13 protein-coding genes and 1 tRNA gene are annotated in these 13,572 nt (G+C 67.6%); 2 read left to right on the plus strand and 12 right to left on the minus strand.

Annotated features, from left to right (window positions below; genetic code table 11):
- Window positions 1-13: 13 nt before the first annotated feature.
- The 11 genes from G7071_RS16495 to priA form a co-directional block, all read right to left on the minus strand.
- On the minus strand, window positions 14-754 hold the full coding sequence (locus tag G7071_RS16495) for a PEP/pyruvate-binding domain-containing protein (RefSeq protein WP_343043508.1): 741 nt from the start codon (window positions 752-754) through the stop codon (window positions 14-16).
- The gene (locus G7071_RS16500; protein WP_166320478.1) at window positions 751-1,746 is read right to left on the minus strand and encodes a DUF1611 domain-containing protein; all 996 of its coding nucleotides are present in this window, start codon (window positions 1,744-1,746) and stop codon (window positions 751-753) included. The genes G7071_RS16495 and G7071_RS16500 overlap by 4 nt, the downstream gene beginning before the upstream one ends.
- A gap of 42 nt (window positions 1,747-1,788) precedes the next feature.
- On the minus strand, window positions 1,789-3,027 hold the full coding sequence (locus G7071_RS16505; protein WP_166320479.1) for an alanine racemase: 1,239 nt from the start codon (window positions 3,025-3,027) through the stop codon (window positions 1,789-1,791).
- 1 nt (window position 3,028) lies between these two features.
- Window positions 3,029-4,297 (minus strand): MFS transporter, encoded by a 1,269-nt coding sequence (locus tag G7071_RS16510; RefSeq protein ID WP_166320480.1) that lies wholly within the window; start codon window positions 4,295-4,297, stop codon window positions 3,029-3,031.
- Window positions 4,298-4,397: 100 nt separating this feature from the next.
- A complete protein-coding gene (locus G7071_RS16515) occupies window positions 4,398-5,627 on the minus strand; it encodes an ATP-grasp domain-containing protein (RefSeq protein ID WP_166320481.1) in 1,230 nt (409 codons plus the stop codon).
- Window positions 5,628-5,892: 265 nt separating this feature from the next.
- A tRNA-Val gene (locus G7071_RS16520) sits at window positions 5,893-5,967 on the minus strand.
- Between the two features lie 40 nt (window positions 5,968-6,007).
- Window positions 6,008-6,493 (minus strand): PGPGW domain-containing protein, encoded by a 486-nt coding sequence (locus tag G7071_RS16525; RefSeq protein ID WP_166320482.1) that lies wholly within the window; start codon window positions 6,491-6,493, stop codon window positions 6,008-6,010.
- 40 nt (window positions 6,494-6,533) lie between these two features.
- The gene (locus G7071_RS16530; RefSeq protein WP_166320483.1) at window positions 6,534-8,339 is read right to left on the minus strand and encodes an ABC transporter ATP-binding protein; all 1,806 of its coding nucleotides are present in this window, start codon (window positions 8,337-8,339) and stop codon (window positions 6,534-6,536) included.
- 76 nt (window positions 8,340-8,415) lie between these two features.
- Entirely contained in the window at window positions 8,416-10,206 is a 1,791-nt protein-coding gene (locus G7071_RS16535; protein WP_246210092.1) for an ABC transporter ATP-binding protein, read from the minus strand.
- A 107-nt stretch (window positions 10,207-10,313) separates the two neighbouring features.
- Window positions 10,314-11,075 (minus strand): imidazole glycerol phosphate synthase subunit HisF, encoded by a 762-nt coding sequence (gene hisF / locus G7071_RS16540; RefSeq protein WP_166320484.1) that lies wholly within the window; start codon window positions 11,073-11,075, stop codon window positions 10,314-10,316.
- Complete coding sequence (gene priA, locus G7071_RS16545) at window positions 11,075-11,812, minus strand: bifunctional 1-(5-phosphoribosyl)-5-((5-phosphoribosylamino)methylideneamino)imidazole-4-carboxamide isomerase/phosphoribosylanthranilate isomerase PriA (RefSeq protein ID WP_166320485.1); 738 nt, start codon at window positions 11,810-11,812, stop codon at window positions 11,075-11,077. The genes hisF and priA overlap by 1 nt, the downstream gene beginning before the upstream one ends.
- A gap of 124 nt (window positions 11,813-11,936) precedes the next feature.
- Here priA and G7071_RS16550 point away from each other — a divergent pair, with 124 nt between their 5' ends.
- Window positions 11,937-12,770 carry an alpha/beta fold hydrolase gene (locus tag G7071_RS16550; RefSeq protein ID WP_166320486.1) on the plus strand — a complete coding sequence of 278 codons (834 nt, stop codon included), beginning with the start codon at window positions 11,937-11,939 and terminating at the stop codon, window positions 12,768-12,770.
- Here G7071_RS16550 and G7071_RS16555 read toward each other — a convergent pair.
- Entirely contained in the window at window positions 12,755-13,042 is a 288-nt protein-coding gene (locus G7071_RS16555; protein ID WP_246210093.1) for a MerR family transcriptional regulator, read from the minus strand. The genes G7071_RS16550 and G7071_RS16555 overlap by 16 nt on opposite strands.
- Window positions 13,043-13,138: 96 nt before the next feature.
- On the opposite strand from G7071_RS16555, the gene G7071_RS16560 reads away from it, so the two are divergent.
- Window positions 13,139-13,570 carry an Hsp20/alpha crystallin family protein gene (locus G7071_RS16560; RefSeq protein ID WP_166320488.1) on the plus strand — a complete coding sequence of 144 codons (432 nt, stop codon included), beginning with the start codon at window positions 13,139-13,141 and terminating at the stop codon, window positions 13,568-13,570.
- Window positions 13,571-13,572: the final 2 nt, after the last annotated feature.

Raw genomic sequence — 13,572 nt, forward strand, 5'->3', positions numbered from 1 at the left:
AGTCACCATCCAATCAAGAAGTCGAACCGGTCAGCGGCCTTGCCTGCAGCAAGTAGAGGTCGTTCTTCGCGTAGGCGAACTCCACGTCGATCTCGCACCCCATGCGGGTCCGCAGCGCTCGCACCAGGGCGTCGATCTCAGCGATCTCCCCCGCCGTCATCTTCATCGCCGACTGCTCCAAGAGGGGAACCGGTTCGCGCACGGGTCGAACTGGTCCAGCGACAAGCCGATGAGACTGATGAGCGACCTGATAGGTCAGAGTGTTGCCTTTGGCATCCAGCTCGATCTGGTCGCCGTGGGACTGACCACCGACCAAGGTCTCGCCCAGCCCGTGGACGACCTCGATCAAGGTGCCCGAGTCCGGCCGGAGCGGATGACGCGAGAAAGCGACCCCAGCGATTCGCGCACTGAGCATGCGCTGGACGATCACGTCCATCGAGATCTGGGTGCTGCTCAACCCGACTTGGTCCAGATAGACCTTGCACCTCTCGGTGTGCGCCGATGCCCGGACCGCCGTGACCGCATCCGTGACCTCACTGCGCGGAACACAGAGCCGGGACTCGAATATCCCCGCGAAGCTGTTCAACGCCCCGTCCTCGCAATTGGCTGAGCTGCGGACTGCGAAGAGGTCGCCGTCCAAACCCGTCAAGGCAGCGACGTCACACGGTTCACCCTCCGGGATCAGGATCCACGGCGGCACGGCGACTCCGATCCCGAAGCTCTCGATCAGTCGCAGGTTGGCCCACTTGCTCACACGCCCTCTCCCATGCGGGCAAGGATCGCGTCCGCGATCAGTTCGGCAGATCCTTCGTACACCGGATCCACGACGACGAGCCCCGTCGCCTGGGAGAGGCGTGCCTTCTCCTCGTAGTACCGCTCCGGGGTCGAGCGAGAGGAGTCGAGGCTGACAGCGACGCAGGAGGACTTGACGCCCAGGGCCGCCCCGAGGGCCGCGTAGCCTTCCAGCGCCTGTTGCACGGACGGGATCCTTTGCCTGAACCCGAGGTGATGATCCTGCCCGATTCGCGCGCACAGGACGAACGCCTGTGGCGCAACGGTGTGGAAGAGGGATGCGGTGAGACCTGAATAGCTCGGATGGAAGATGGAGCCCTGTCCCTCGACCAGGACGATCCGCCCCTCTCGGTCCACCTCCGAGAGCATCTGTTCGATGTGCCCTGGCACGAAGTCCACAGGGATCGAGTCGAGCACCCGGCCCTCGCCTGCCAGAATCATGCCGGTCTGCCCGGTGGCGACCCAGGCGACGTCAACTGAACGCCGGCTCATCTCCTCATGCACAGCGACCGTGGCGGTCATCTTTCCCATCGCATGCGACGTACCGACCGTGAGGACCCGGAAGGAGTCGAACTCCATCCCCTGCGCGATAGGGCGAGAGGTGGCGTGCAGGTGGCGGAGGTTGAGGGTGCCGGGCAGGTCGAGCGGCTCGTGCAGCCCGTTGACCAGACGGATACCGGGCCGCATCGCTGCAGCAAGGTCGGCGCGCTGGGACTCCGTCAGGTCCCCTCCGATAGGGGCGAAGCCGATGACCAGGTCGAACTCGTCCAACCCTTGGTCCAGAGCGCTCACGACGGGGGCGCGACACATGCTTCCAGGGACGATGTCGCTCAGCAGCGCCCCTGCGCTCTTGCTGTCCCACACGCTGTGCACTTGGTCGGGCAGGAACCGGGCGATGGCGTGAGCCGTCTTGGCCATGTCAGGGTCTTCCAGCGTGCCGCCGGTGTAGATCACAATGGGTCTCATAGAACTTCTTCCTCCGCCTTCGTCTCTATCTCAAAACCGTGTGGTGACGCGTCCGACGACGGTGTAGTCGTCATCGATCACAAGGAGCTCGCGCCACTTGTCGAATGCTGTGCACGGATGGGATACGGCACATCCGACCCACTCTCCGACTGCCGGGCCGGCATTCTCTTCGAATCTCAGATAAGAATGTTGATCACTGAGCTGGGTGATGCGCATTCCGTGTGCACTGCGGATCTCGCTGCCGTCTGCAGACCGGATGGTCACCGGTGTAGGCAGGTCTTGGTCATAGGGGGCATTTCGGCGACCGATGTCCAGGATCGCCAGGTTCGGTTCGGGGCGGGAGAGCACACGACCCCACAGCTCGAGGGCGGACTCGAGTCGCACCGGGCTCGACTCGGCCCCAACAGCAGTGACCCGCGCATACAGACCCTGATCGTGAGAGATGTAGCCCCCCGGCCTCAGCAACAAGATCCGCTCGGGACGGTCTGCGCGCAGGGCAACGAAATGCTCGGTCACGAGGTCGAAGAATGCGCCACCCATACTGATCATGGACGTGCCGGGCCGCAGCAGCTCAAGCCTTTCCAACCGTGTGGTCACCTGATCGACGAAATCGCAGAAGCTGTGCACGGCCCGCACCGTGTCCTGGGAGCGGTTCTCGCCCACGACACCGTCGTAGCCCGCCACGCCGGCCAGTGCGAGGTGCGAGGCTCGATCCACGGCCTCACCCACCAAGAGCGCCTGGTCGATGGTTCGGCAGCCTGCTCTGCCCGCCGTAGGCCCCAGTTCCACAAGAACCCGCACCCGACGTCGGGGTGGTGTGGAGCGCAGAACGTTCTCCAGCAGGTCGACTCCCTCCACCGAGTCCACGAAACAGCAGAACTCGTTTTCGGGATGACTGTTCAAGTCGTCGACCATCCATCTGATCGTCGCCGTATCGACCAGCTGATTTGCCAGGAGCAACCGCTTCACGCCGAAAGAACGAACGATTCGAAGTTGTGCCCCATTGGCCACCGACATCCCCCAGGCGCCCGCACCCAACTGGCGCCGCACCAGTTCGCCGGACATCGTCGTCTTGGCATGAGGAGCGATCAGGACCCCATGCCTGTCGGCGAATTCAGCCATGTTCTCGATGTTGTTCTGCAACGCGGACTCGCGGAGCAACATGACTGGCGACATGACTTCGCCACCGAGCACGAAGCAGCGACTTGTCCCATCATCATGTCGCGAGCGGGCACCGGGTGACGGCGAAGGCGCGTGTTCGAGGTTCATGTCAGGCACTGGCACGGGTTTCTCCCTCGACAACAAGGACGAGCTCTGGCGATCCACTCGAGTCCTGTGCGCACTCAGACTCGCTCCGCAGCCGGCCCACGGCCCAGATCAGACCCTCGGCTGACACCAGGAACAGCAACCCCAGCAGTGCCCAGCCAGCGGTTTGAAGAGGCATGAAGACGGCCACCAGCAGAAGTGGACCGACGAGCTGCTGGAGGGAGACCCCGAGGCTGAAGGCGCCCAGGTAATGGCTCTGGCTCCTCGGGTCAGCCATGGTGTAGGACCATTCCCAGGCGAGGATTGCATGCAGGTTCTCGCCGATGGTCAGGACGACAACAGCACCGAGTGCCAGTGCTACAGCCGAGTACAGCCCCACCGTCTCCGAGGCCGCGAACAGGGCACAGGCCGTGACCAGCAGCGCGGCAGCAACTCGCATGGCCGTACCCCTTGCCGTCCGCTTCTCCAGCATCGCCGGGAGAAGGAGCTGCAGGACCACGGTGAGGACCGTGTTCACCGCCAGCAGGACCGGAAGACTGGTCTTCGGCAGGTCGGTGGAGGTGATCAGCCAGATCGGTAGCAGAGTGATGGCCAGCGTGTCGTAGAGAGTGAAGACACCGCTGCAGAACGTGAAGATCATGTAGTCGCGGTTGCGCAGCGGCGAGGACCCACGCGGCCGCTCATGCACTGGCCCATCGCTGGCCGGCGCCGGCCGGGTCGGGACTGCTCCCCTGGTCGCCCGATAGACCGCGCCAGCCAGCAAGACGTAGGTGAGGCCGTCCATCAGGTATGCGGCCCGGTAGACGGCGGCTGACTCGGTGACTATCACCAGGCCCGCCAGCAGGATCCCCCCAGTGAGGCCGACGTTGCGAACCGCCCGAACCCGCGACAGCACCCGCACTCGGCGACTCTCGTCCGTCACACCCGCGACGATGATCTGGAAGAGAGGTGAGGACGCCCTGTCCGCTGCGACGAGGAGACACGTCAGCGTGGCGTACTGCCACACGTCCTCGACCAGTGCGTAGGCCGCGTAGCCGCCCGCCCGGACCAGCGCGAGAAAAAAGTACGTACGGACCGGACCGACCCGGTCAGCAAGTCGCCCAACGGGCATCGGAGTGAGCAAGCCACAAGCTGCGGCCACCGTGAGGACCAATGCGACGGTGGTGGGCTCGAAATGGCGAAGGCTGAGAAAATAGACCGGGGCAGACGCCATGAACAGCCCCGATCCAAGAGAATCGATTGCTGCACCGCCCAGAAGTGTCTTTTCCCGCATGTTCCCCCCGAATTGTGTGTCTGCGCACGCTTGTTTACTTCGTGTGTCTTCAGCCCATGCATCAGAGCAGCCAGCAGCGATGGCGGCGGCCCCGCGTCAATCAGTCGACGACAACCGCGCTGCGGAACCAACGGACTGCATCTGTCAGCGTGTCCACCACGGACGCGGGGTCACTGCCCCGAACGATGATTCGACCGGCCCGAGTGTTGGAGTCACGACTGCTGTCATCCATCGACATGCCAGGACTGAGCTTCAGCTCTGCATGAACGATCCCCGTCCGTTCCAGCAGCTCCTCGGTCCCTGGCAAGGAGACGATCCTGCCGCGGGGTGCTGTCAGATGCGCAAACCCGTAGGTCTGGGCGTCCGGCACGATCGTGGTCGCAGAGGAACAGTCGTGGGCGATCTGTCCGAGAGCGGCCAGCGCCCAGTGCCGATACAGATCGACTCCGGTGGCCAAGCGGATGACCTCGTCGATCCGCCCGCCCCCGACTCGACCCGCACACTCGCTGAACACGAGCCCACCCTCGGACTGCTCGAAGGCCTCGAGGTGGAACACGCCATCCAGGTGGCCCAGCGCGTGCAGCGCCTGACCCACCAATGAGTGGGCATGTGCGTACAGCTCGACGTTCCTGGCAGGAGGAAGACACACCGACGCCACATCGGCTCCCTGACGGATGTCGATGACGTTGCTCAAGTAGCGCGAGACGGCCAGGACACCCACGTGCCCCTCGCGAACCACACCATCGAGATGGAGTTCGCGCCCATCCACGAACTCCTCCACAAGACATGGCTCGGCCGCAGCTGCGCCGACCCACTCCTCGACCTCCACCATCGAGCTCAGCCGGTAGGTGTCACGCGCTCCGGCCCCGGCAAGAGGCTTGACCACGACCGGAAGACCACCGACGCGCTCAATCGCCTCGACCACGGCGTCCGGTGACTCACATGCTTCGCACCTGGCCACGGCGACACCGGCGGAACGGACCAGTGTCTTCTGGAGAAGCTTGTCGCGCAGTGCCAGCGCGACGGCGACGGGTTGAGCCCGCGCACCCGCGAGCTGGCCGACCACGGCAGCAGGAACAACCGTGAACTCGTAGGCGCCTGCGACCACGTCGAACTGCGTCAGCGAATACCCAGCTCTCGCGACGGCTGCCAATACTTGTTCGACATTGGACGGGTCAGCAACAGGAACTACTTCTTCGACGCATTCGGCCCGGAAGGCGGCGTCAGCCTCTGGCAACGAAGCCACACATACGACACGGGCCCCCAATTCGTGCAGCTGCTTGGCCGCGGCCTCGGGTTTCCAACCCAACAGCAGGACCCGAGGAACCAATTGCGCAGGCAAAAGCTCTCCCCCATTCTCCCCGAACCAGCCTCACGAACGGCCGTATACTCACAGACATCTTGGCGCGTTGGGTGACCCCACTGAGTTGTCCCAGTATTCGGGCTCTGTGCTGGTGACGAGAGTCATATCCGGGTCCGGGACACCACCGAGGTCAACCCCGCCCACCCGACCAGGGTCAGCCGCCGATGTGGGAACTGAAATGTCGATCGCCTCCGACCTGCTGTGCTTTGCAGGTCAGAGGCGGTCATGGAGCTGGTGGGCGATACTGGGTTCGAACCAGTGACCTCTTCGGTGTGAACGAAGCGCGCTACCACTGCGCCAATCGCCCGTGTGGTTGCGGCCGCGACTCTACAGGCGCCTGCCGCCAGTCACGAAACCGGCTCCTTCGCCGACCTGTCCTTGATCGCCTTCTTGAGCTTGTCCACCGCGTCGGGCTGGTCGTGGAAGCGGCGATAGCTGTAGACGATCAGGCCGACGGCGATGAACGCGGAGGCGACCTGGGTGATGCCGGTCCACATGCCGCCGGGCAGCCACCACGTCTCGACGAAGGGCCACCACTCAGGGGCCGGCGGCTTCATGATCCAGAGCACGCCGCACGCCGCCAGGCCGACCGCGGCGAGAGCGGACAGCACGATCCGGGGCCAGGTCTCCACACCCTCGGCGGCGCCGAGCATCGCGCGCAGCCGCACGGGCTCGACCCGGCGGTCGGCCCACTCGTACTGCCGGGACAGCAGTGCCAGGCCGGCGAAGATGCCCAGCAGCCCAGGACCGGGCAGGAAGACCGCCGCCACGCCGGCCAGAAGGAGGATCCAGCCCAGCGTTTCGACCACGATGCGCTTGCCCGCGGACTTCACGTCATGACCCTAACCGGTGGGTGGAAGCCGATCGAGGCAGTTAGACGTCGTGTTGTGCGACCCAGCTCGCGTGCAGTCCGGCATAGATGCTGTCGACCTCGTTGCGCAGGTCGCTGTGATGCCCGCGCTGCACGACCCGACCCTTGTCCATGACGATCACCTCGTCGGCGTTCTCCGCAGTCGAGAGCCGGTGAGCGATGGTGACCGACGTGCGCGACGCCATCAGTCGCTCCAGGGCGCGCCCGATCTGCATCTCCAGGTGGGGGTCGACAGCACTCGTGGCCTCGTCGAGCACGAGCAGGTCGGGATCGGCGAGATGCGCCCGGAGCAACGCCACGAGCTGCCTCTCGCCGGCCGAGAGCGACTCGCCGCGCTGGCCAACCTGCGTGTCGAGGCCGCGAGGGAGCCCCTCGAGCCAGCCGGTCAGCCCCAGCTCCTCGGCCGACGCGCGGATCTCGGCCTCCGTGGCGTCGATCCTGCCGTAGCGGACGTTGGCGGTGATGGTGTCGTCGAAGAGGAAACCCTCCTGCGGCACCAGCACGACGCTGCGTCGCAGCGACCCCGAGTCGATGGTGCGCACGTCGATCCCGTCGAGCAGCACTGCACCCTCGACGGGATCCATCAGCCGCGTCAGCAGCTTGGCGACGGTCGACTTGCCGGAGCCGGTCTCCCCCACCACGGCGACCCGGGTGCCGGCGTCGATGTGGAGGTCGAGGTCGATGACCACCGGTGGCCCGCCGGGGTAGGCGAAGCCGACCCGCTCGAACGTGACGTCAATCGGCCCACGCGGCAGCGACACCCCCTCGGGCCCGGGATCGATCAGGTCGGCCGGCGTCTCGAGGATGCCGAGCGTGCGTCGCCAGCTGGCGATCGCGTTCTGCGCGTCGGTGAGGATCTGGGTGCCCATCTGGACGGGGCCCACGAACAACGTCACCAGGAACGCGAAGGCCAGCACCGTGCCGGGCGTCATGTCGGAGGTGAAGCCCAGCAGCACGCCGATCACGATCACGCCGGCGTTGGCGAGGCCGGCGGAGATGCCGCCCAGGGAGAACGACACCACGGTGAAGGTCTGGGCCTTGAGATAGGCCTCCTGCCAGTCATCGATGGCGGTGTCGATGCGCTCCTGGGTGCGGGCCTCCACGCCGTAGGACCTCACCACCGATGCCCCGACGACCGGCTCGGAGATGGCACCCATCAGCACTCCGACCTGGTGTCGGACCACGGTGTAGGCGGCAGAGAGCCGTCGCTGGAACCACCGCAGCGACAAGAAGAGCGGGGCGAAGCAGAGCCACACGACCAGCGCGAGCTCCCAGCTGTAGAACAGCATGAGGGCAGTCGCCACCAGGATCTGGCCGATGCTGACCACGAAGATGAGTCCACCGAAGACCAGGAACTGGCTGACCTGGTCGACGTCGCTGGTGACGCGCGAGACGAGCGCCCCGCGGCGCTCGGTGTTCTGGGTCAGCAACGGCAGGTCGTGGACGTGGCGGAAGGCCCGGGTGCGCAGGGTGGCCAGGCCACGCTCGGAGGTGGTGAAGAGCCGGCTCGTCATGGCGTACGACGCCAGGCTGGTCACCACGACGGCGAGGAACGCCGCGACCCCCATCCACACGACGTAGTCGAGCCGCGGACCGTCGGGACCGTTGAGGCCGCGGTCGAGTGTCTGCTGGACCGCGATCGGGACGACGACCTGCCCACAGGAGGCGACGACCGCCAGCAGCAGGGTGACACCCAGCCCCTCGCGCAGCTCGGGCGAATAGCGCATGCCGAGACGGATCGTCTCCATCGCCTTGATGTCGGCGCCGGTGTCCATCTGGGTCCCGGACGTCGGGGTCAGGGTGCTCATAAGGGGTCCCCGCGGAATCGTGGGCTGGCGGAGCGAAGCGGGGGAAGCGGGGAAAGCGCAGGATTGCGTGGGGTGTTCATGCATCGACCTCGTAGGCGTTGACGAGCCGGGCGTAGTCGGCGCTGGTGGCGAGCAGCTCGGCGTGGGTCCCCTGACCCACGACTCGGCCCTGGTCGAGGTGGATGACCTGGTCGGCCAGAGAGATCGTCGCCTTGCGGTAGGCCACGACGACCAGGCTCGCCGCGCTGCCGGACATGTCGTCGCGCACTGACGCCAGGATCCTGGCCTCGACCTCGGGGTCGACCGCGGAGGTGGCGTCGTCGAGGATCAGCAGCCGCGGCCGGCGCACCAGTGCGCGAGCCAGCGAGAGCCGCTGTCGCTGCCCTCCGGAGAGCGAGGTGCCGCGCTCCCCCAGCCTGGCGTCGAGCCCGTCGGGCAGCGCCGCCACGAAGCCGTCGGCCTGGGCTGTCCGCAGCGCCGCCCAGACGTCCTCGTCAGGCACGTCGGCACCGAGGGTGACGTTGCCGCGCACGGTGTCGTCGAAGAGGAAGGCGGTCTGCGCCACCAGCGCGACGTCGCGCGAGAGCTCGCCGCGACGCAGCTCACGCACGTCGGTGCCGTCCAGCCGGATGTGACCGGTGTCCGGGTCGACGAGGCGCGCCATCAGGTTGGTCAGGGTGCTCTTGCCGGAGGCGGTCGGCCCGACGATGGCCACCGTGCGACCGGGGTGGACGTCGAAGCTCACACCGGCGAGCAGCGGGGTCTGCGGCTCGTAGGAGTAGTGCAGGTCATCGACCACGAGGTGTCCACCGGCGTTGGTGCGCGGGAGGTCGGCGTCGCCATACGTCATGGAGCCGGTCGCGTCGATCACGGCCTTGGCGCGACGGAAACCGACCACGGAGCGTGGGAACTCGCCCAGGAGCCAGCCGATCGCGCGGATCGGGAAGGAGACGATGGTCAGGAGATAGGCGACCGTGACAACGTCGCCGGCATCGGTCGCGCCGCTCATCACCCGTGACACCCCGACGCCGAGGACCACCAGCACGCCGATGTTGGGCAGGCTGGCCAGCGTGGGGTCGAAGGCTGCGCGGATGCGTCCGGCCCGGATGTTGACGTCGCGCAGCTCGTTGGCCTTGGCCCGGAAGCGGTCGGTCTCCTCGGGCTCGCGGCCCAGCGTCTTGACCACCATCGCGCCGTCGAAGGACTCGTGGGCGATCTCGCTGACCTCGGCGCGCAGGCCCTGGGCGCGGGTCATCAACGGGGAGGCGAAGTGCTGGTAGGCGAGGTTGGCGAGCACCACTGCCGGGAAGACCAGCAGCCCGACGACGGCCATCACCACGTCGGCGATGAACATCTGGATGACGGCGATGACCATCATCACCACGGTGCCGAGCGCCATCGGCAGCGGCATGATCGGCGCCCAGGCGGCCTCGACGTCGGAATAGGCGTTGGAGAGCAGCTGGCCGGTCGGGTGGCGCTGGTGCCACTCCATCGGCAGCGCGAGGTATTGGCGGGTGACCGCGCGCCGGGTGTGTGACTGCATCCGGTAGTACATGATCCCGCCACCGAGGCGCCGGGCGACGATGCCGACAGCGCGCAGGAGCGCGACCCCGAGGAACAGCGCGACGACCCACAGCAGCAGGTCGGTGCCGATCTCGCCGGTCTCGAAGGCGGGGATCAGGACGTTCTGGGTCGACCAGCCGAGCACCCACGCGTCGGCGACGGTCAGCACCCCGAACAGGACGGCACCGAGGGTGGCAACGGTGAAGACCCAGGGCTCTCGCCGGATCGCGACACCGAGGACGGCGAAGCCCTCGCGGGTGGTCGATCCGTGGTGCACGTCGTCGTGCAGTGCCTGCCCGCTCACCCGTCGTCGCCCCTCGTCGTCACCACACCAGCCTCCAACACCAACGGGTGCGAGGTTATGCCGGAGCACCGACGGCGAGCCAACCGGCGGGGCGGTGGACGACCGGGCTAGCGGACGGGGTGGCCGGCGGCCGCGAGTCCGGCCTTGACCTCGCCGATGCGCAGGCTGCCGAAGTGGAAGACGGTCGCGGCCAGCACCGCGTCGGCGCCTGCGTCGACCGCGGGCGCGAAGTGGTCGACGGTCCCGGCTCCCCCGCTCGCGATCACGGGCACCGAGACCTCGCGGCGTACGGCGCGGATCAGCTCGAGATCGAAGCCGTCCTGGGTGCCGTCGGCGTCCATCGCGTTGAGCAGGATCTCGCCGGCGCCGAGCGCGGCGGCCCGGGCAGCCCACTCGATCGCGTCGAGGCCGGCGCTCTTGCGTCCGCCGTGGGTGGTGACCTCGAAGCCGCTCGGCTGGCCCGCGGCCCGCCGCGCGTCGACCGAGAGCACCAGGACCTGGCTGCCGAAGCGGTCGGACACCTCGGCGATCAGCTCGGGACGGTGGATGGCCGCGGTGTTCATCGCGACCTTGTCGGCGCCCGCGCGCAGCAGCCGGTCGACGTCCTCGACGCTGCTGACGCCCCCACCGACGGTCAGCGGGATGAAGACCTCCTCGGCGCAGCGGCTCACCACCTCCATCGTGGTCGCGCGCCCCTCGTGGGAGGCGGAGATGTCGAGGAAGGTCAGCTCGTCTGCGCCCTCGGCGTCATAGGTGCGCGCCAGCTCGACGGGGTCGCCCGCGTCCCGGAGCTCGGCGAAGTTGATGCCCTTGACCACCCGACCGCCATCGACGTCCAGGCACGGGATGACTCGTATGGCGAGCGTCATCACGCCCCCGTGGGCAAGGTGAGCTCCAGCGCGTCCTCGAGGCTGAAGCGGCCCTCATAGAGAGCCGTGCCGGCGATCGCGCCCTCGACGCCGAGCGGCACCAGCTCCATCAGCGCGCGGATGTCGTCGAGGGTCGTCACCCCGCCGCTGGCGACGACGGGGCGGTCGGTCGCCTCGCACACGTCGCGCAGGAGCTGGAGGTTGGGACCCTGCAGCATGCCGTCCTTGTTGACGTCGGTGACGACGTAGCGCGCACAGCCCTCGGAGTCGAGGCGGGCCAGGACGTCGTAGAGGTCGCCGCCCTCGCGGGTCCACCCGCGCGCGGCCAGCGTCCGGCCGCGGACGTCGAGGCCGACGGCCACGCGGTCGCCATACGTCGCGATCGCCCTGGCGCACCACTCGGGCTGCTCGAGCGCGGCGGTCCCGATGTTGACCCGTCGACACCCGGTCGCCATCGCCGCCTCGAGCGACTCGTCGTCACGGATGCCGCCGCTCATCTCGACCTGGATGTCGAGGGTGCCCACGATCTCGGCCTGCAGGTCGCGGTTGTGGCCGTGACCGAAGGCCGCGTCGAGGTCGACGAGGTGGATCCACTCCGCGCCCGCCTCCTGCCAGCGCAGCGCTGCCTCGATCGGGTCGCCGAACGTCTTCTCCGACCCGTCCACGCCCTGGACGAGCTGCACGGCCCGCCCGCCCTTGATGTCGACGGCGGGCAGGAGCTCGAGGTAGGCGGCCATGGGCCGATCCTAGGAGCGTGGCCGCCAACCTGCTTCTTCGCGACGCGGGGACGAGACGGGCGCGCGCCCAGCACCCCCACGATGGGGGATGTCATGGGCCCTCCGCCGTGACTAGCGTGTGCCCATGACCCGGTTCCGTGCGCCCACCGCCCGCGGTGAGCTGGTGGGGGACGTCGCCGGCACCGGTCCGGAGATCCTGCTGCTCCACGGTGGGCCCGGACTGTCCGACTACCTCGGCCCCCTGGCCGAGGAGCTCCGTGACGGCTACACGGTGGCCACCTACACCCAGCGCGGCCTGGCGCCGTCCAGCGTCGACGGCCCGACCTCCGTGTCTGCGCACAAGGCAGACGCCGTGGCTGTGGCCGATCACTTGGGCTGGGAGCGGCCGATCATCGGCGGTCACTCCTGGGGCGGCCACCTGACCCTGCACCTCGTCGCTGCGCACCCCGATCGCTGGCGATCGGCCCTCGTCATCGACCCGCTCGGGGCGATCGGCGACGGCGGCATGGCCGAGTTCGGCGCAACGCTGAAGGAACGCGTCCCGGCTGCCGACCGGCCTCGGGTCGATGAGCTCGAGGCCGCTGAGGAGGCGGCGGGATCACTTCCCGTCGACCTCCAGTACGAGCACCTCGGCCTCGTGTGGCCCGCCTACTTCCCCGACCCCGCGCAGGCACCGCCCATGCCCGAGATCGCGATCGCGGAGGGCCAGGACCACATGTGGGAGGACATCGCGTCGTCGCTTCCGGGGCTCCACAAGGCGCTGATCGGCTGCGACGTGCCCACCGTGTTCGTCCACGGTGAGCGCAGCCCGATGCCCGTGACCGCGTCCACCGAGTCCGCCGAGGTGATGGTCAACGCCTCCGTGGACGTGGTGGAGGGGGCCGGCCACTTCATCTGGGTCGATGCGCCCGGCGCCGTACGCCGGTCGCTCGACCACATGCTTCACGCTCTCGGCTGATCCCGGTCGCGGTCCTCCAGCTCCCGGACGCGGTCCTCCAGGACCAGGACGCGCGCGATCCCGGCGAGGTTGAGCCCGTCGGCGAGCAGCTCACGGACGCGGTGCAGACGGTCGATGTCCACCGGGCTGTAGAGGCGGGACCCGCCCTGGGTGCGGTCGGGGCTCACCAGCCCGCGGCGCTCATAGACGCGCAGGTTCTGGATCTGCATCGACACCATCTCGGCGGCCACCGAGATCGCGAAGACTCCTCGCCGCTCGTCCGGCCCCTCCACTTGATTTCTCCGCACATGGTGACTATATAAAACCTATAACCACAAATATAGATCCCGAGGGCCTCCGCGCCCACGGCAGAGAATCAGGAGGTAGTGATGCTGCTGCGTACGACAGACCCATTCCGTGACCTCGACCGTCTTGCCCAGCAGGTTCTGGGCACCACTACGCGTCCTGCGGTGATGCCGATGGACGCCTGGCGCGAGGGTGACCGCTTCTTCATCGAGTTCGACCTTCCCGGTGTGGCGAAGGAGACCATCGACCTCGACGTGGAGCGCAACGTGCTGACGGTCCGCGCCGAGCGCATCCAGCGCGAGGGCGACTGGGAGCGGCTCGCGTCCGAGAGGCCCAAGGGCATGTTCAGCCGCCAGCTGGTGCTCGGCGACAACCTCGACCTGGACCACATCGAGGCGGCATATGCCGACGGCGTGCTGCGCCTGGTGGTCCCGGTCGCCGAGAAGGCCAAGCCGCGCAAGATCGAGGTGGCGCTCGAGGGCAACGACCAGGAGCGGACCGCGATCAACGCCTGAGC

The organism is Nocardioides piscis, from assembly GCF_011300215.1.
GTDB classification, from domain to species: domain Bacteria; phylum Actinomycetota; class Actinomycetes; order Propionibacteriales; family Nocardioidaceae; genus Nocardioides; species Nocardioides piscis.

Bases quoted from the DNA above. Each gene is read 5' to 3' on its own strand.
- hisF (WP_166320484.1), bottom strand. From the start codon at position 11,075: ATGACGCTCGCCATACGAGTCATCCCGTGCCTGGACGTCGATGGCGGT.
- G7071_RS16560 (WP_166320488.1), top strand. From the start codon at position 13,139: ATGCTGCTGCGTACGACAGACCCATTCCGTGACCTCGACCGTCTTGCC.
- G7071_RS16530 (WP_166320483.1), bottom strand. From the start codon at position 8,339: ATGAGCACCCTGACCCCGACGTCCGGGACCCAGATGGACACCGGCGCC.
- priA (WP_166320485.1), bottom strand. From the start codon at position 11,812: ATGGCCGCCTACCTCGAGCTCCTGCCCGCCGTCGACATCAAGGGCGGG.
- G7071_RS16510 (WP_166320480.1), bottom strand. From the start codon at position 4,297: ATGCGGGAAAAGACACTTCTGGGCGGTGCAGCAATCGATTCTCTTGGA.
- G7071_RS16550 (WP_166320486.1), top strand. From the start codon at position 11,937: ATGACCCGGTTCCGTGCGCCCACCGCCCGCGGTGAGCTGGTGGGGGAC.
- G7071_RS16505 (WP_166320479.1), bottom strand. From the start codon at position 3,027: ATGAACCTCGAACACGCGCCTTCGCCGTCACCCGGTGCCCGCTCGCGA.